Source organism: Nitratireductor indicus C115 (genome assembly GCF_000300515.1).
GTDB classification, from domain to species: domain Bacteria; phylum Pseudomonadota; class Alphaproteobacteria; order Rhizobiales; family Rhizobiaceae; genus Nitratireductor; species Nitratireductor indicus.
The window spans coordinates 68,131-84,690 of record NZ_AMSI01000008.1 but is presented as its reverse complement, the minus strand read 5'-3'; the positions used below and the strand labels follow the sequence as shown (position 1 = coordinate 84,690).

The 16,560-nt window shown below is 62.5% G+C and carries 19 protein-coding genes, 1 tRNA gene and 1 pseudogene; 3 read left to right on the top strand and 18 right to left on the bottom strand.

Annotation, left to right across the window (positions count from 1 at the left end; translation table 11 throughout):
• Positions 1–2 precede the first annotated feature (2 nt).
• The 16 genes and pseudogenes from NA8A_RS12845 to NA8A_RS12780 all read right to left on the bottom strand — a co-directional run bounded on the left by NA8A_RS12845 (position 3) and on the right by NA8A_RS12780 (position 12,157).
• Positions 3–1,235: an amino acid ABC transporter substrate-binding protein gene (locus NA8A_RS12845; RefSeq protein ID WP_009450738.1), complete on the bottom strand. Its 1,233-nt coding sequence runs from the start codon at positions 1,233–1,235 to the stop codon at positions 3–5.
• 32 nt (positions 1,236–1,267) lie between these two features.
• Positions 1,268–2,011 (bottom strand): ABC transporter ATP-binding protein, encoded by a 744-nt coding sequence (locus NA8A_RS12840; RefSeq protein WP_009450737.1) that lies wholly within the window; start codon positions 2,009–2,011, stop codon positions 1,268–1,270.
• A gap of 2 nt (positions 2,012–2,013) precedes the next feature.
• On the bottom strand, positions 2,014–2,721 hold the full coding sequence (locus tag NA8A_RS12835) for an ABC transporter ATP-binding protein (RefSeq protein WP_009450736.1): 708 nt from the start codon (positions 2,719–2,721) through the stop codon (positions 2,014–2,016).
• Between the two features lie 4 nt (positions 2,722–2,725).
• Positions 2,726–3,607, bottom strand: coding sequence for a branched-chain amino acid ABC transporter permease (locus NA8A_RS12830; RefSeq protein WP_009450735.1), 882 nt, complete (start codon positions 3,605–3,607; stop codon positions 2,726–2,728).
• Between the two features lie 20 nt (positions 3,608–3,627).
• Positions 3,628–4,524, bottom strand: a complete 897-nt coding sequence (locus NA8A_RS12825; RefSeq protein WP_240532786.1) for a branched-chain amino acid ABC transporter permease — start codon at positions 4,522–4,524, stop codon at positions 3,628–3,630.
• A 244-nt stretch (positions 4,525–4,768) separates the two neighbouring features.
• Positions 4,769–4,975 carry a universal stress protein gene (locus NA8A_RS25715; RefSeq protein WP_086006166.1) on the bottom strand — a complete coding sequence of 69 codons (207 nt, stop codon included), beginning with the start codon at positions 4,973–4,975 and terminating at the stop codon, positions 4,769–4,771.
• Positions 4,976–4,986: 11 nt separating this feature from the next.
• Positions 4,987–5,199 (bottom strand): annotated as a pseudogene (locus NA8A_RS25710) (universal stress protein); the annotation flags it as partial.
• A 24-nt stretch (positions 5,200–5,223) separates the two neighbouring features.
• The gene (locus NA8A_RS12815; protein ID WP_009450732.1) at positions 5,224–5,619 is read right to left on the bottom strand and encodes a CBS domain-containing protein; all 396 of its coding nucleotides are present in this window, start codon (positions 5,617–5,619) and stop codon (positions 5,224–5,226) included.
• Positions 5,616–5,792, bottom strand: a complete 177-nt coding sequence (locus NA8A_RS25275; RefSeq protein WP_009450731.1) for a hypothetical protein — start codon at positions 5,790–5,792, stop codon at positions 5,616–5,618. Before NA8A_RS25275 ends, NA8A_RS12815 begins: the two co-directional genes overlap by 4 nt.
• Before the next feature lie 34 nt (positions 5,793–5,826).
• A complete protein-coding gene (locus NA8A_RS12810) occupies positions 5,827–6,810 on the bottom strand; it encodes an FAD:protein FMN transferase (RefSeq protein WP_009450730.1) in 984 nt (327 codons plus the stop codon).
• A 3-nt stretch (positions 6,811–6,813) separates the two neighbouring features.
• Positions 6,814–8,043, bottom strand: coding sequence for an NADH:ubiquinone reductase (Na(+)-transporting) subunit F (nqrF, locus tag NA8A_RS12805; RefSeq protein WP_009450729.1), 1,230 nt, complete (start codon positions 8,041–8,043; stop codon positions 6,814–6,816).
• Positions 8,040–8,651 carry an NADH:ubiquinone reductase (Na(+)-transporting) subunit E gene (gene nqrE, locus NA8A_RS12800; protein WP_009450728.1) on the bottom strand — a complete coding sequence of 204 codons (612 nt, stop codon included), beginning with the start codon at positions 8,649–8,651 and terminating at the stop codon, positions 8,040–8,042. The genes nqrF and nqrE overlap by 4 nt, the downstream gene beginning before the upstream one ends.
• Entirely contained in the window at positions 8,648–9,313 is a 666-nt protein-coding gene (locus NA8A_RS12795; protein WP_009450727.1) for an NADH:ubiquinone reductase (Na(+)-transporting) subunit D, read from the bottom strand. The genes nqrE and NA8A_RS12795 overlap by 4 nt, the downstream gene beginning before the upstream one ends.
• A gap of 3 nt (positions 9,314–9,316) precedes the next feature.
• Complete coding sequence (locus NA8A_RS12790; protein ID WP_009450726.1) at positions 9,317–10,114, bottom strand: FMN-binding protein; 798 nt, start codon at positions 10,112–10,114, stop codon at positions 9,317–9,319.
• Entirely contained in the window at positions 10,107–10,883 is a 777-nt protein-coding gene (locus NA8A_RS12785) for an RnfABCDGE type electron transport complex subunit D (protein ID WP_009450725.1), read from the bottom strand. The genes NA8A_RS12790 and NA8A_RS12785 overlap by 8 nt, the downstream gene beginning before the upstream one ends.
• Positions 10,883–12,157, bottom strand: a complete 1,275-nt coding sequence (locus NA8A_RS12780; protein ID WP_009450724.1) for a Na+-translocating NADH-quinone reductase subunit A — start codon at positions 12,155–12,157, stop codon at positions 10,883–10,885. Before NA8A_RS12780 ends, NA8A_RS12785 begins: the two co-directional genes overlap by 1 nt.
• Positions 12,158–12,271: 114 nt before the next feature.
• On the opposite strand from NA8A_RS12780, the gene NA8A_RS12775 reads away from it, so the two are divergent.
• Positions 12,272–13,459, top strand: coding sequence for a cytochrome c3 family protein (locus NA8A_RS12775; RefSeq protein WP_009450723.1), 1,188 nt, complete (start codon positions 12,272–12,274; stop codon positions 13,457–13,459).
• A gap of 111 nt (positions 13,460–13,570) precedes the next feature.
• On the opposite strand, the gene NA8A_RS12770 is transcribed toward NA8A_RS12775, so the two are convergent.
• Positions 13,571–13,646, bottom strand: a tRNA-Glu gene (locus NA8A_RS12770).
• 101 nt (positions 13,647–13,747) lie between these two features.
• Positions 13,748–14,125, bottom strand: coding sequence for a hypothetical protein (locus NA8A_RS12765; protein WP_009450722.1), 378 nt, complete (start codon positions 14,123–14,125; stop codon positions 13,748–13,750).
• A gap of 26 nt (positions 14,126–14,151) precedes the next feature.
• Between NA8A_RS12765 and NA8A_RS12760 the strand changes: the two genes are divergently transcribed.
• Together NA8A_RS12760 and rpoH are read left to right on the top strand one after the other, a co-directional pair.
• Complete coding sequence (locus tag NA8A_RS12760) at positions 14,152–15,201, top strand: RluA family pseudouridine synthase (RefSeq protein ID WP_009450721.1); 1,050 nt, start codon at positions 14,152–14,154, stop codon at positions 15,199–15,201.
• A gap of 296 nt (positions 15,202–15,497) precedes the next feature.
• On the top strand, positions 15,498–16,424 hold the full coding sequence (gene rpoH / locus NA8A_RS12755) for an RNA polymerase sigma factor RpoH (RefSeq protein ID WP_009450720.1): 927 nt from the start codon (positions 15,498–15,500) through the stop codon (positions 16,422–16,424).
• Positions 16,425–16,560: the final 136 nt, after the last annotated feature.

Below are 16,560 nucleotides of genomic sequence, written 5' to 3'. Positions count from 1 at the left end.
GGCTAGTCGCGTTTATCCCAACCCGGGATGGGGTAGATCGGCTCGGCCACCGCGACCTCTTTCGGCCACACGGTGACAAGCCCCTTGCCCGGCTGCAGCTGCACCACCGGGAAAGGCATTTTCAGCTGCTTGCCGGTCTCGTCGATCGCATAGGGACCGGCCAGAACCGTCAGCTTGTCGGAAAGCGCCATCGCCGCCTTCTTCAGGTCAGCCGCTTCGAGACTGTCGGCATTCTGAATGATCTCGCCGGCGATGACGGCGGCGCCATAGGCAAGAACGGTCTGGAAATCGGGCTCGTAGGAAACGTTCGGGAAGAGGCGTTTGTAGGCCTCAAGGAACCCTTCCCGGTTGAGACCGGCATTCACAGCCCAGTTGATCGTGGGGTGGAAATTGGTGTGGCTGTAGATGTACTGGGCATCGTCACCGATATCGATGAACTGGGGTGTCGATGCGTAGACCATGAAAGTCATCGGGAAGTTGACGTTCATCTGGTGCATCTGGCGCACCATGGAGATCAGGTCGCCTTCATAGCTGGTCGGGAAAAACACATCGGCTCCGGCCGCCCGGGCCTTCTGCAGCAGCAGGCTGAAATCCTTCGTGCCTTTCGGATAGTCTTCCTTCAGCACCACTTCCATACCGAGCTTCTCGGCAATCGCCTCGGCGCCGTCGGCAAGGCCCGCCGGAAACGGCTCATCGACATTGATGATGGCAACCTTCTTGTTGCCGAGGGCAGCCGCCGCTTCCAGACCAGCCGAGGGCATGCGCGACACGGGCATCTGCGTTGCCGACACGATGTTCTTGAAGCCCTGGTCATAAAGAGCATCGGACGCCGCCGACCAGATCACCAGAAACTTGTCCAGACGCTCGGTCACCGTCGCTGCGGCAGCCGTCAGCGTGGAGCCGAAGGGCGCCATCAGCAGGTCGACATTCTCGTTCGCGATCAGGTCTTCATAAACGCGCGCTACCATCTGCTTGTCAGAGCGGTCATCACGCTTGACGAGCTCGACGAGACGCTTCTCGCCCTTGATGTCGAGGCCGCCCTTGGCGTTGATCTCGTCCACCCAGATTTCGACGCCGCGCACGCCGGACTGCGAGGCAAGCGCGAAATTACCGGACGACGAAACCGTCATGCCGATACGGATTTTCTCCTGCGCCTGCGCGGCGCCCGGCAGGGCAAGGCAGGCAAGCAGCGTGCCCGCCAGAAAGTTTCGTTTGGTGATGGTCCACATGGTCATTCCCCTTTTCTTGATCTTGGGTCCGTGACGTCTCAGACGTCGATCTTGTAGTTCATCCATTCGGCGACCATCTCCTTGAGCTGGCCGTCGGTGGCGAAGTCTTCCTTGGTCCCTTCAGCCTTGTTGCGGCCGAGTTCCAGGATGTAGAGCCGGTCCGAGATCGTGGCGCACTGGCGCACGTTCTGGTCGACGAGGATGATGGTCGCGCCCTGATCGGCAAGGCTGCGCGTCAGGGCATAGATGTCCTTTGAAATCTTCGGCGCGATCATCGCCGTCGGCTCGTCCAGAAGAATGACCTTCGGCTCGGTGACCAGCGCGCGGGCGATTTCGAGAAACCGCTGCTGCCCGCCGCTCATGGAGCCTGCAGGGGTCGCCCGCTTTTCCTTCAGGATCGGAAAGCGCTCGAAAATGCCGTCGATGGCCCGGTCGATCCGCGCCTTGTCCTTGCGGAACGGCCAGCAGCCCAGAAGCAGATTGTCGTAGACGGAAAGCCCGGCAAAGACGCTGCGGTTCTGCGGCACGAAGGCGATGCCCTCCAACGCCCTCTGGAATGCCTTGAGGCCGGTAATGTCGCGGTCGCCCATGCTGATCGTGCCGGCCTTGGTCGAAAGAAGACCGAAGATCGTCTTGAGCACGGTGGACTTGCCGGCTCCATTGGGGCCGATAATGCCCGTCACCTCCCCCGGGCGTGCCCGCAGGGCCACGTCCTTGAGGACCGTGATGTCACCGTTATAGGCAACGGAGATGTTCTTCATGCTGAGTTCAACGCCATCCATGATCAGGCTCCCAGATAGGCTTCGATGACGTCGGGATTGCTCTGGATGACCTCGGCGCTGCCTTCGGCCAGCACCTTGCCCTCATGCATGACCAGGATGTTGTCGGACAGTTCATAGACCGATGTCAGATCGTGGCTGACGAGAAGGACTGAGCACCCGACTTCCTTCGGCATCTCGCGAATGATCCGGATGAGCAGCAGGGCAAGACCCGGATTGACGCCGGCGAAGGGTTCGTCGAGCAATACCAGCTTGGGATTGGCCACCATGATGCGGGCAAGCTCCAGCAGCTTCTGCTGTCCGCCTGAAAGCTCCTCCGCATAGTTGTGGCGCAGTCGGTAGAGCTCCACCTTGTTGAGCCAGTGGGCGCTGATCTCGGCCACTTCAGCGTTGGAGAGCCCCTTGTTGAGGAGTGCGACCGAAAGGTTCTCCAGAAGAGACATCTGGTGAAAAACACGTGGCACCTGGAATGTGCGCCCCACGCCCTCGGAGAACACGGCATGCGGCGACTTGCCGATGAGGCTGACGCCATCGAGCGTGATTTCCCCCGAAGTCGCCTCATAAAGACCGTTGATGCAATTGAGCATCGTGGTCTTTCCGGAGCCGTTCATGCCCAGAAGGCCAAGGATCGACTGATCGGGAAGTGTAAGGCTGACACCGCCAAGGGCCGTCATGCCACCGAATTTCTTTACGAGCTGGTCGACTTTCAACATGGCGTCACCGCGAGTTCTGCACGCCGAAGAGACCGGCGGGACGAAGGAGAATGACTGCGATCAGCAAAACGAATCCAAGGAGCATTGCCACCGTTCCGCTGAAGAAGACCATGGCGGTCTGTTCGGCGAGACCGAACAATATGCCGCCGGCCACAGCACCGATGGGATGACCGAGACCGCCAAGTACGATCACGATGAAGCCGATCAGCGTGTAATCCTGGCCGATGAACGGCGAGAAGGACGGGAAGATCATCGATACGAGGATGCCGGTGATGCCTGCCAGCCCCAGGCCCAGCCCGAAGGTGAGGGCTGAAAGCCTGTTGAGATCCACGCCCACGATCTGGATCGCGTCGCGGTTCATGATGATGGCGCGCAGCGCCTTGCCGGGCATTGTCCGGTAAAGGAAGAAAGCGAGCGCCCCCGTCACCAGGATGGCGACAACCAGCCCGAGCAGCTTCGTGGTCGGCAGAATGATGTTGCCGAACATCAGGAAGGGCGGATCAAGCGTGAAATTCAGCGAGCGCGCATCCGCCTCGAAAGCCAGGAGCATGAGCGCGCCAAGCACCAGCGAAAGGCCGAACATGACCAGCAGCGAGGCATGCTCGGGATCGTTGGAGCGGGACAGGCGCTGCACCAGCACGAAATAGAGGCCATATCCCATCGCACCGAAGATCACGAAGACCAGGGGCATCGCCAGAAGCGGCGACAGGCCGAGCCAGGCCTGGGCGAAATAGGCCGCATAGGCGCCAAGCACAATGAATTCGCCATGCGCGAAATTGACGACGCGCAACACGCCGAAGATCACATTGAGGCTGACGCCGATCAGCGCATAGATCAGCCCGACGACGATGCCGTTGACCAGGCCTTGAAGCAGAAGTTCGTTCATCTTGTTTCAGTCCTGTACGACTACGGAATGAAGCGCCGGAAGCGGGAGAAGCGTTGCGCAAAGGCTCCCACGATGCCGCGTGGCAGAAGCAGCATCAAAGCGATGATGACGACGCCGAGAATGAGCAGGTTGAGCGTGGGGAAATTGCGCCAGATAAGCTGGTCGATCCCGTAGAGCGCGCTGGCGCCGACAATCGGCCCCACGAGGAAGCCGAGACCGCCGGCCATCGCATAGACAATGCTCTTGGCCGTCACCAGCAGGTTGAAGGAGGAATCGAGGTCGATCGCGTTGGTGTACCAAGCCTCGACCCCGCCCACGAGCGCGGGAAACATGGTGGCCATGATCCACGCCTTGAGCCGCGTGGCGACCACATTGACGCCGACCACTTCCGCCGCCTCGCTGTCGTCCCGGATCGCCCGGAGCGCCGTCCCCAGCCGCGACATGGAAAGCCATGTGCCGGCAGCAAGCGCGCCCATCATGACGAGGAACATGGCATAATAGGCCGCCAGAGGATCATTGGCCGAGGACAGGATGAGCCCAAGGCTTCCACCGGTGATATCTCTCGGCATAAGCGAGATCACAAGCTTCATCGCCATGGCGAGCGCCAGGCTGACGATGCCGAAGTAAACCCCCTTCAGCCGCAGCGTCGGCGCAACCAGAAGGCCGACCAGTATGCCCGCTGCCGCAGAGCCTGCCAGCGCGATGGGAATGGGCATCCCGAACGTCTTGTAAAGCACGCCCATGGCATAGGCGCCGACGCCATAGAAGGCCACATAACCAAAAGGCATATATCCGGCCATGCCCGCAACGAAGTTGAACGACATGGCCATGGTGAGCCACAGCATCATGTAGAACAGGAATGAGAGATTGGAGGCGAAAAGAGGAGCCGGCAAAAAGACGGCGATGATGACAGCCACCACCGCGCCCCATATCAACGATCTGATATGATTCGACTTTTCAATATTTCCTTGGGAAGCGGGTGCCGGAACAACTTCACCGTCCCGCACCTCCTTAACTTCATCTGTCACTGGGGAACCTCTATAGGGAACGCTTTCAGCGACCCTATAGCGCAGGCGGCTAACTGTCCTATCGCAATTTCACGGGCAGTTATAACCAAAAAACATAAGCTGTGATTTCATGACGGTGCTATGGCCCGGATCGTCAGGCGGCGGACGGGATCACAAGCACATCCACATCGGCGACGCGCAAGAGTTCTTCGGCCACGCTGCCCAGAACCATCTTCTCGATTCCATTCCTTCCGCAGCTTCCCACCACCACAAGCCCCGCCCCGGCTTCGTGGGCCGCTGCTCTTGACCAGCAGCCAGAATGCCGGCAAAGGCATCCCCAAGTCTCACTTCCGCATGGCATGAAACGCCGTCCACGCTTTCCAGCGTTTTCGCTTGCTCCTCCAGAAGCTGGGACGCCATGCCGAATTCGCTCTCGACGATCTGGCGCGGTTGATCGTCATCCACCACATGCACGAGCGACAACGCTGCCCCGGTTTGCCGTGCGAGCAGGACGGCGCGGCGAACGGCCCGGTCGGACCGTTCGGAGAAATCAGTGGCCACGAGAATGCATTTCAAAATGCCCATAGCGTTCCTGTCGCGATATCCGGCTCACCCCACCCGCAGGAGCGCGGCAAGCACATCCGCGCGGCGCAACATTCCGACAAGACGCCCCTCATCGAGAACCGGAAACACCCTGTGCGGATGATCGAGAAAGGCCTGCGCCGCAGATATGAGATCGTCCGACGTCGACAGCGACACCGCACCCGCCGTCATGTGATCGGCGACGGTTCCCTTCCATTCCTGATAATAGCTGGCATGCAGTGCCGGGCGAAAACAATCCTTCTGCGTGAGGATACCGACCAGCGCCCCGCTCTCGTCCGTAACCGATGCTGCCGCAACGCCGCTCTCCACAAGCAGAGCAACCGCGCGCCTGATGGGCATTTCCCGCGCCAGAACGGGACAATCCGTCTGCATGATCGCAGCGACAGTCAAATCCGTGCTCATGGCGCTTCCTCCGCTTCCTTTCCTGCCCGACTATGGCAACCGGCACAGGAAGCGCCCTTGATGCAGGTAAGCCCTCCGCAAGAACCCTCGATGGGACCCCGACCGAGAATGAGCCCGATGGCGAGCCCGACCGCCGCCAGGAGGAAGACTGCAACGCCGAGAACCAGTTCCATCTCTCGTCCTTTCCGCGTTAAATCCCGTATCGCCTCAAATCAGATGCCGGTCGAACGTGCCGGTCGCCTCGTGCCGCAGGCCTGCATCCTCCCGGATGAGGAAGAGCGCGGAAATTCCCGCGCGACGCGCCAGCGCGGGGCCTTCCACCGGGCCTGCCGCTGCAAGCGCCGTCGCCCAGCCATCGGCCCACATGGCCGCTTGCCCGATAACGGATACGGAGGCCAGAGCCCCGGCCACCGGCTCGCCCGTTGCCGGGTCGATGATATGGCTGTAGCTGCGCCCGTCCAGCGAATAGCTCTGTGCCCGCCCACCCGAGGTCGCTACCGCCATGCCGCCAAGCCGCAGCATGCCTGCCGGTTCCAGACCATCGCCGCGCGGATCCTCCACCGCGACCTGCCAGTCCCGGCCGGAAGGATGCCGGCCGCCTGCGGCAAGCTCGCCCCCGAGATCGATCAGGAAATCATCATGGCCGGCCCCGCGCACGATCTCAGCCATCCCGTCCAGGGCCCGCCCCTTGGCGATCCCGCAGAGATCGAGTGTCAGGCCCGGCCGCGACTTGCCAATATCGGTCTCGCCGACCGCAAGGCCATGCCAGTCCGGCACGCCGTCCCCCTCGATGGGGCCGAACCCCCAGCGGGCAACGAGCGGACCGACCGTAGGATCGAACCGCCCGCCGCTATCACGCGCGATGCGCAACGCGGCAGCGGTCACGGCCGCCGTTTCGGCTGGTACCGCATGCTCGCCTGCTCCCGCAGCATTGAAGCGGCTGACGACGCTATCGGCCCGCCATGGCGACATCTGGCGATCCACCTCCGCCAGCAACGCCTCGATGGGTGCGCGCAAAACCTCGCCGCGCCCGCCCGCAGGCAGTGTCAGGCGCCAGCCGGTTGCAAAGGCACGGCCTTCCATCACCTCGACGGCGCGCGTCTGCGACCGGGCGATGGCTGGCGCCGCCAGCAGCGAACCGGTCATAACGAGAAGGGTGCGGCGGCTGGGCCGGATCTGGAACGCGCTCATGGGTCAGACTCCGAAATCGTCGTTGAAGATGGACTGCCGTTCGACACCGAGCCGCTCGAGCGTGGCCAGAACAGCCGAGATCATGACGGGCGGTCCGCACAAATAGTATTCGCAATCCTCCGGCGCAGGATGCCCCCGCAGGGCATCGCGGACCGTTTCATGGATGAACCCGGTCGCACCCCGCCAGCGATCGCCGGGAGCCGGGTCGGAAAGCGCCGGCGTCCAGATGAAATTCTCATGCGCAGCGGCAATGGCCTCGAACTCCTCCACATAGAAGAGATCGGCCAGAGAGCGAGCGCCGTAGAAATAGCGCATCCTGCGCCCGCTTCCCTTGCCGATCTGTTCGTGGATCATCGCCCGGAGTGGCGCCATGCCGACACCGCCACCGATGAAGACCATCTCGCGGTCGGTCGGCTGAACATGGAAATCGCCGAACGGCCCCGAGACATCGATCATGTCGCCAGGCTTGCGGGCAAAGAGCCAGGATGACACCGCGCCCGGCGGAACCTCCAGCTCGCGACCGACCGGCGGCACGGCAAGGCGGATGTTGAAGACCGCCTGCCCGCGGGCACTGTCCTCCGGGCGGCAGGCAATGGAATATGCACGCGTCACGGGCGCATGAGAGACTGCGGACATGCGGTCCCAGCCTGCAATGCGCCATGCTTCGCGGAAGCCCTCATCGAGGTCGATCCTGCCGAAATCGAGACTATAGGCCGGCGCGGTGAGCTGCATGAAGCCGCCGGCCCTGAAATCGAAAGGCTGGCCCTCCGGCAATTCCAGCACCAGCTCGCGGATCAGCGGCGCCATCATGCGGTTCGACACGACCCGGCAGGTGAAACCGCCACCCGCCGCCAGCACGTCCTGCGGAACCGTCACAGCGCACGAACCGCGTAGCGTGGTCTGGCATGCAAGGCGCATATGCGCCCTCCGCTCGGCTGCCGAAAGGATGCCGCGTTCGGTTGCCTGCGGTTCGCCCGCGCCCTCGCCCGTCACCGTGACACGGCACAGCCCGCATGTGCCCGAACCCCCGCAGGCAGCCGGAATGCCGATGCCCGCGCCATGCAAAACCCCAAGCAGCTTGTCGCCCCGCGATGCCTCGATGCGGGTCGTATCGTTGACTGTGACAGTCACGGCGCTCTGCGGAACAAGCCGCCGCCGCGCCGCCAGAAGCCCTACCGTCAGTCCGACGACGAGAAGCATCACCACAAGACTGGCGAGAACCACCTCGTTCATGGCGCCACCATCTGCGCAAAGGAGGAAAAGCCGAGCGACATCATGCCCGTCAGGACGAAGGCGATGCCCAGCCCCCGCAATCCTGCGGGGAGATCGGCATAGGCAAGCCGGCTGCGCACCGCCGCGAGCATGATTACCGCCACGGCGAAGCCCGTTCCCCCGCCGAGGCCGAACACGAAGGACTGCGCCAGCGTGTAATGCCTTTCCACCATGAACAGGCTTCCCGCCAGGATCGCGCATTGCACCGTAAGAAGAGGCAGGAAGACGCCGAAGGACGCATGGATCGCCGGAAAGAAGCGATCGAGCAGCATTTCAAGCAATTGCACCGTCGCCGCAATCACGCCGATAAAGGCGATCAGCGAAAGATAGGAAAGGTCGACCTCCGGCATGCCGGCCCAGCTCCAGGCGCCGGGCATGAGCAGCGCGTTGTAGATGAGCTGGTTGAGTGGCACCGTCACGCCCATTACCGCGATCATCGCCACGCCGAGACCGATGGCTGTTTCCGTGCGCCGCGACAGGGCAAGAAAGGTACACAGGCCGAGAAACAGGCTGAGCGGCATGTTCTCCACGAAAGCGGCGCGCAGAAAAAGACCGGCAAGATCGTTCATTCGCCCGCCTCCCGCGTCACCGGCGGGACGAACTCCGCCGGTTCAGCCTGCTCGGGCCGGAGGGAGCGCAATGCCCAGACAAGACCGCCGAGCAGGAAGAATGCGCTGGGAGCCAGAAGCATCAGGCTCATCGGCGTGAACCACCCCCCCTGTTCTGCCAGCGGCAGCACCTGCCAGCCGAGCAGCTTGCCCGCGCCGAACAACTCGCGCAGCGAGCCCAGAACCACCAGGACCAGCGAATAGCCAAGACCGTTGCCGAGTGCATCGACCATGGAAGGAACAGGCGGGTTGAGACGCGCATAGGATTCCGTCCGCCCAAGGACGAGGCAATTCGTCGTGATAAGGCTTACGAACACGGAGAGCTTCTGGCTGATATCGTGAAGATAGGCCTGCAGTATCTGGTCGATTACGATGACCAGCGAGGCAACGATGACAATCTGGACAATGAGCCGGATCGCATCGGGAATATGGCGTCGGATGATGCTGATAATGCCCGCCGAAAGAACCAGAACCACGGTGAGCGAGGCCGCCATGGTGAGCGCCGTCGCCATCGATGTCGTCACCGCGAGTGCGGAGCAGATACCGAGAATCTGCAGCATCACCGGATTTTGGCGAACCAGTGGATCGGTGAGCGTGGACCAGAGAGGCGAAGGCGCGGTCATGGCCTAGAACTCCCCGCGCCTGATCGCATCGATCAGCGGGCCGTAGCCTTGCGGCCCGAGCCAGAACCGCACGATCTGTGTGACCGCATTGCCGGTGCGCGTAGCGCCCGTTATGCCATCCACCTCATAGGCACTGGAAGCCGTGCCCCGCGCCACCGAAAAGCGCACTGTTCCCGTATCGTCACTCACCTGCTTTCCGGCGAAGCTTGCAAGCCATGCCGGCTCTTCGATGCGCGCTCCCAGACCCGGTGTTTCCGACTGGCGCGTTACGGCGAGCCCCGCAACGGTTCTCATGTCGCCCCGCAGGGCGAGGATCGCATCGATCCTGCCATTGTAACCCGCCCCGCTGATCGGCAGCAGCGCGAGCGAAATCCGGTCTCCGTCGCGAAGCAGGTAGATCTGCGCGAAATTCGGGCGCTGCCCCAGCCCGGCAATGTCCTGACCCGCCTGAAGCGCTGTCCAGTTGGCCGGATCGGCCAGTGCCGTCTCAAGTGTTTCCGGCGTGACCTCGCGGGCCGCCGAACCGCGCGCCAGGTCCATGACCACCGTGCTCAACGAGCCGCCCGAACGCTGCAGGAGATCGGCCATGCCGGGAATGCCTGCCACCAGCGCTTCCAGTCGAGCCTGCTCTTCCGCGGCACGGTTGGCCGCCTGGATAGGCCGCAGCACCACCGTCGCACCGCTGACCAGCACGGCGCAGATGGCTGACACGAGGAATGCCATCGCCACAGTCTTCAGCCGGCTTTCATTCGGCAGGGCCAGAAGCCGGCGCCATGCAGTGAACGGATTGAGGTCAGCCATGACGTCTCCTTCGGCGCGCGAGCCACAAGCCTATGGCGGCTTCATCGAGAAGCGGTGCTGCAAGGGAGGAAAACAGCGCCGCCGACACCGCAATCTGCACGGGCGCGGCAGTCTTCCAGGCAAGCATGAAAAGCACGACAAGGCCGCCATAAAGCAGGCCGTTCAGCCAGCGCCCGCCGCCGGTCGCCGCGCTGGCGACCGGATCGCAGACGAGCAGCACAAGAACCACCCCCGCCGCCGGCAGAACCGGCCCTGGCTCCACGCCGAATGCAAGCGCAAACACTCCGGCAAGAACCGCACCGCCCACGATACGCCCTGACATCACCCCAAAACCCACGCCGATCAACGCAGCCGGTATGGCCGCCCAGGCTATGGGCAAGACGAGTTCCGGCCAGGGCGCAGCGGGAAAGCTGAAGCCAAGAAACGCAAGCGTCACCGTCGCCGGATTGACCACATTGCGCCCCCAGCCGCCAAACACAAGTTCGGCCATCACCGAACCGAAGCTGATACCCAGGGCAAGCTGCAGCATGCCAAGCTCTTCCGGCACAAGCATCGCCACGGCCAGGGCAGCGATGGCACCGGCGAATGAAGGCGGTTGCGCACGCGCCAGCATGAAGATCAGGTGCCATAGCCCTGCGACAATGAGCGCAAGCGCAAGCCGGCCGATCGCTCCGCTTCCACCGAACCAGAGAAAGGTCAGCGCCATGGGCATAATCGCGGCCAGAAGGAGCAACGCCACGGTTTCGCGATCCCAGATGCCTCGGATCATTACCCCTCCTCCGCCGCAACGCGGGCAAGAATGCCTTGCAGCATCGTGGAAAGACGCGGTTCCGCCGCAGTCACATAATCGGCAAGCGCCAGGTCTTCTTCAAGAAGCGAAAGCGCGCCAAGCCTGACGGCGGTTTCGTCATCGCCGGAAGCGAGTGCGCGCGTCATCGCCGCTGCCGGCAACGCCGCGCCGAAGGCCTGTTCGAGCGCCGCCGTCGGGATGATCGGCAAGGGCCGCGCCGCACGCGACAACGCCGCGCCGAACCAATGCCCCCGCCGACGCTGGCCATGGCGCGGCAATACGGTCGACTGTCTGTCGCGCGGGGCAAGCCAACGCGCCTCATGGCCATCAAGAGCCGAGCCCGAAAGCAGAATGTGATTGCCGGGCCGCACGGCGCCATAGCTCAATCCGCGCAAATCCGCCCCCGGCTGACAGCGCACGAGCCGGCTTTCGCTCAGCGCCGCTCCGGCAATGCTCACCAGCCGCGTCTCAGGCAGATGTCCGCTTGCAAGAAGCGCGCCGAGAGCCGCAACCTCCTCCGCATGGATATCCCAGACGGGAGCCTTCAGCCCTGCCGGGAAATGCGCGTGGATCTGAAAGCCGGCGAGCCCCTGCGGATGCCGCTCCCCTGTCGTCACGATCCGCAAGCGGCCATTGGAAGCGTCGCTCAGGACATTCGCGCCCCGTGACTGACAGACGAAAACCGGGCCTTCGGTAAACCCCGTCAGCGCATCGAGCCCGCGCGCGAATGCCTCCTCCTTGCCTTTCAGCGCCTCGCTCGGATCGGGTGCATGGGGACGCGTATCCACCGCCATGACGAAAATTGCCGCCGGCTTTTCATCGGCGCGCGGCATGTGGCCGAACGGCCTGCTGCGCAATGCACTCCACAGTCCCGCCTGTTGCATAAGGGCACGCACGGCCACTTCGTCCCGCCCGCTTGAGGCAGCCGCTCTGTCGTGACGGAACCGCCCGCCATCTGCCTCTCGGAACAGCACGATCTCGCCAAGTCGATGCCCCGGCCGCAGCGTGATTGAAGCGACACGTCCGGCCATGGGAGCGACGAATGCAATCTGCGGGTGGCCGCGCAGCCTGGCGAGCGGCGCGCCCTGTGCGACAAGCGCGCCTTCCGACACTGCCATCTCGACCCGCAGTTCCTCACCGGGCGCCGCCGTTATGGCCGCTTCCTCGGTGATGAGATCGATGATTCCCGCCTTGGTCCGGGGCGGGGTCTTGATCGGCAGGCTCAATCCCGCTCGAAATTCCTGGCCCAGCATCGTTCCTCCGGTCTGTCGCCATTTCGACCTTCATGTCGCATTTGCCCGAAACGGTGACCCGGCTATTATGGTTATCAGCTAGAGTTTGGAAATCCAGCCGTCGGAAAAACTGCCATGCACAGAGCAATTACAGTATTCTCCGCTGCCTTTGTCCTGGCGGCCTCGGCATTTCTTCTTGGGAACACGGCCCCCGGCACGGCGCAGGAACCGAATACCGCAAGCGATACGGGCGGCGGCACCAGCCCTGTGCGACCATATGTCATGCCCGATAGCGGCCCCTTTCACCCGGAAAACATCCCCGTCGATAACTTCGCGGCCATAGAGGCATGGATGCGCTCCGGCCATTCCGATGCCCGCTCGCCCTCCTTCAGCCATTGGAACGATGCCGGCGAAATTCCACCGGTATGCGCCGTGTGCCATTCAGGCGCCGGCTTTCGTTCATTCCACGGCCTCGACGGGAGCACACCCGGCGTGCCCGAAAAACCCGTGCCGACCGGTGGTGTCGTCGACTGCGCCACCTGCCACAATCCACGCCTCTCGGAGATCAAGGAAGTCCGCCTGCCGAGCGGCATCATGCATCCGGTTGCAGGTGTTGAGGCCGCCTGCATGACCTGCCATCAAGGGCGCGCGGCGGGCGCTACCGTCAGCAATGCCATCGGCGAACGTCCGGCCGATACCTCCGACCCGGAGTTGAGCTTCATCAATCCGCACTACGCGACTGCTGCGGCAAGCTGGCTCGGTGGCTATGGCGCCGCCGGTTATCATTATCCCGGGAAGGAATACTCAGACCGCTTCTTTCATGCCCGCCCGGTCGCCAGTTGCACCTCGTGCCACGATGCCCACAGTCTGGAAGTTTCCACCGAGACCTGCCTCACCTGTCATGAGACAGGCAATCCCCGCGACATTCGCATTTCGCGCCAGAGCTATGACGGCAGCGGCGATCTGAACGTAGGCATACGCTCCGACATCGAAGCGAATGCCCAGCGCCTGATGAATATGCTGATTTCCTATTCAGCCAAGGTGGCAGCGAGCCCCATGGTTTATGACGGTCACCGCCATCCCTATTTTTTTGCCGATGCGAATGGCGATGGCGCGGCCGACCTGACCGACGGAAAGCCCGTCGCCTACAAGGCCTGGACCCCACGGCTGCTGCGCGCCGCCTACAACTGGAAGCTTGTTACGGCAGACCCGGGCATCTATGCCCACAACCCGCATTACGCGCTGGAACTGCTCTATGATTCCATCGAGGATCTGGCTGCGCCCCTCGACATCGACATGGCGATGTTGAAGCTGCGCCGCTAACCGCATTCCCTGGGGCCTCGCGCGGCGGGTCATCGACGGCTTGCGAGCACGTAGAAGCAGGCCTTAGCCGCACAGGGCAGGTCAAAAATTCATCGAGTCAGGGAAGAATGCTGGCACTCCCAAGGGGAATCGAACCCCTGTTTCCGCCGTGAGAGGGCGGCGTCCTAGACCGCTAGACGATGGGAGCGCGGCAAGAGCTGCGATATAGTCAGCTTCCGTCGCAAATGCAACAGCCCATTTCATCAATCCCGCCATTGGCGGAAAATAATATACGCCGCTTTCCGCCGCTCAGTCGCCAATCAAATAGCGCGCGGCCAGCTGGCCGTTGCGAAGGTCGTAGATGCGGATTTCCTGCTTTCCATCGGACAGGGAAACATGCAGCGAAACACGCATCCCGTCGATGGAGTACGAAAGAACCCTCGCGCCCTGCGGAACATCGAGCGTGGCCGTCTTTGCATCGCCGGGAAGAAGCATCGTTTCTTCCGCTGCCGGGGCGGGCTGCGAACGCAGCGATTTGTAGACAAAGGCCAGCACCACGGCCATAACCGCAGCGAACAGAATGGCAAGGTTGATGGCCATGAAGCGCACCAGCTTGCGGCGCACCCGCTCGGCAGCCGGGTCAAGCGCCTCCTGCGGTTCGTCTTCCTGTTCTTCTGGCCTTACCATATCTCACCGTCTTGAAAGCAGTCCTGATGCGCGAACCTGATAACGAAGACCTCGGCCAATGGGAAGATGCGGAAGGCTGGAAAGAGTTCCGCGTCGATAAAGACGCCGCCGGCGAACGGCTCGACAGATGGCTTTCCGCGATGCTCGGCGAGGCCGTTTCGCGCAGCCGTGTACAGACCCTCATCCGCGCAGGCGCGGTAAGCTGCGGCGATGCTCCCGTCACCGAACCAAAGCACAAGGTCGCGTCCGGCGAAACCTATGGGCTGGAGATGCCGGAGGCCGAACCCGCCGAACCGCTTCCCGAACCCATTCCCCTCGACATCCTCTATGAGGATGCCGACCTCGTCGTCGTCAACAAGCCTGCCGGTCTGGTGGTGCATCCCGCCCCCGGAAACTGGACAGGAACGCTGGTCAACGCGCTGCTGCACCATTGCGGCGATACGCTTTCAGGCATTGGCGGAGTGCGGCGGCCTGGGATCGTCCATCGGCTCGACCGCGATACGAGCGGCGTGATGGTCGTCGCCAAGACCGACCGGGCCCATCGCGCCCTGTCCGAGGCCTTTGCCGATCACGGGCGCAGCGGCGATCTCGAACGGGCCTATGAGGCGCTGGTCTGGGGTGCGCCAGACCGAATGGCCGGCAGCATCGACGCGGCCCTTGGCCGCCACGCGCAGAGCCGCACCCTGCGCGCCGTCGTACCGGCCGGCCGCAGCGATGCGCGCCATGCGGTGACCCATTATCAGGTGAAGAAGCGCTATGGTTCCGACGGCAGGGGCGGCGCATTTGCCGCACTGCTCGAATGCCGGCTGGAAACCGGGCGCACACATCAGATTCGCGTGCATCTGGCCCATATCGGCCACCCCCTGGTCGGGGACCAGGAATATGGCCGTGCCTTCCGCACCAAGATCAATCGCCTGCCGGAGGAAGTCCGCCCGATCGTTGCCGCATTCGGCCGTCAGGCTCTGCATGCGCGCCTTCTTGCTTTCCGCCATCCGGCAAGCGGGGAACTGATGCGTTTCGAGGCCCCGCCCCCTGCCGACATGACGGCATTGACAAAGGCATTCGAAATTTTGTAATAAGCGGTACAGTAATATCGTTCATCACCCGATGACGATTTGTTGACTTTCTGAAGAAGCTTTAACTGTCGGAAATGAGTCCCATATGGGATATGGTGCGGTGCGTCGAAATTCGGCCGTGCCGACCCCGCAGGAAGCGAGCGCCAAAAGAGCGGCGTTTCCATCAGGGCGAAGGTCCGGCGAGAGCATTTTGCAGTCAGATGAAATGATCTGACACCCGCATAAATGCGAAAACAAGGAAATTGGGCGGGACAGCGTTTCCACGAAACGATGAACCGTTCTGAGGAGGGTGCTTGATGGCCCAGACATTACCCAGCATCGCTTCGGGCGAAGGCGGACTGACCCGCTACCTGGAGGAAATCCGTCGTTTCCCCATGCTCCAGCCCGAAGAGGAATACATGCTCGCGAAGCGTTATTCCGAGCGTGACGACACTCAGGCTGCCCATAAGCTTGTAACCAGCCATTTGCGCCTCGTGGCCAAGATTGCCATGGGCTATCGCGGATATGGCCTGCCGATCGGCGAAGTCATTTCCGAAGGCAATGTAGGCCTGATGCAGGCCGTGAAGAAATTCGAGCCGGATCGCGGCTTCCGCCTGGCCACCTATGCCATGTGGTGGATCAAGGCCTCGATCCAGGAATATATCCTGCGTTCGTGGAGCCTCGTGAAGATGGGCACCACTGCAAATCAGAAGCGCCTCTTCTTCAACCTGCGCAAGGTGAAGAGCAAGATTCAGGCGCTCGACGACGGTGACCTCAATCCCGAGCAGGTCTCCGAAATCGCGACGCGCCTCAATGTGAGCGAGGAAGAGGTGGTTTCGATGAACCGCCGCCTTTCGGGCGATGCTTCCTTGAACGCTCCGATCCGCGCCACGGAAGGCGAGTCCGGCGAATGGCAGGACTGGCTGGTGGACGATTCGGAGAGCCAGGAGGATATGCTTGTCGAGCAGGACGAACTGGAAAACCGCCGCCGCATGCTCGGCGACGCCATGTCCGTTCTCAACGACCGCGAGAAGCGCATCTTCGAGGCCCGCCGTCTCTCCGACGAACCGCTGACGCTCGAGGAACTGTCGGGCGAATTCGATATCAGCCGCGAACGCGTGCGCCAGATCGAGGTCCGCGCTTTCGAAAAGGTTCAGGAAGCCGTCCAGGCGGCTTCCCGCGAACAGGCTCTGGCTGCCCGTCAGCAGGCCGAAGCCGCGCGTCAGCAGGCAACGGGCGCCTGAGCCAAGCATTTCGCGGCAGGATGAAACAAGAAAACGCCGGGCATGCCCCGGCGTTTTTTCATTGCGCTTTCAGTTATTGCGGTCAGTCGAGCCCCATACAGTCGTTCCTGTCACCATCTCCGAGCTTCATATTGGC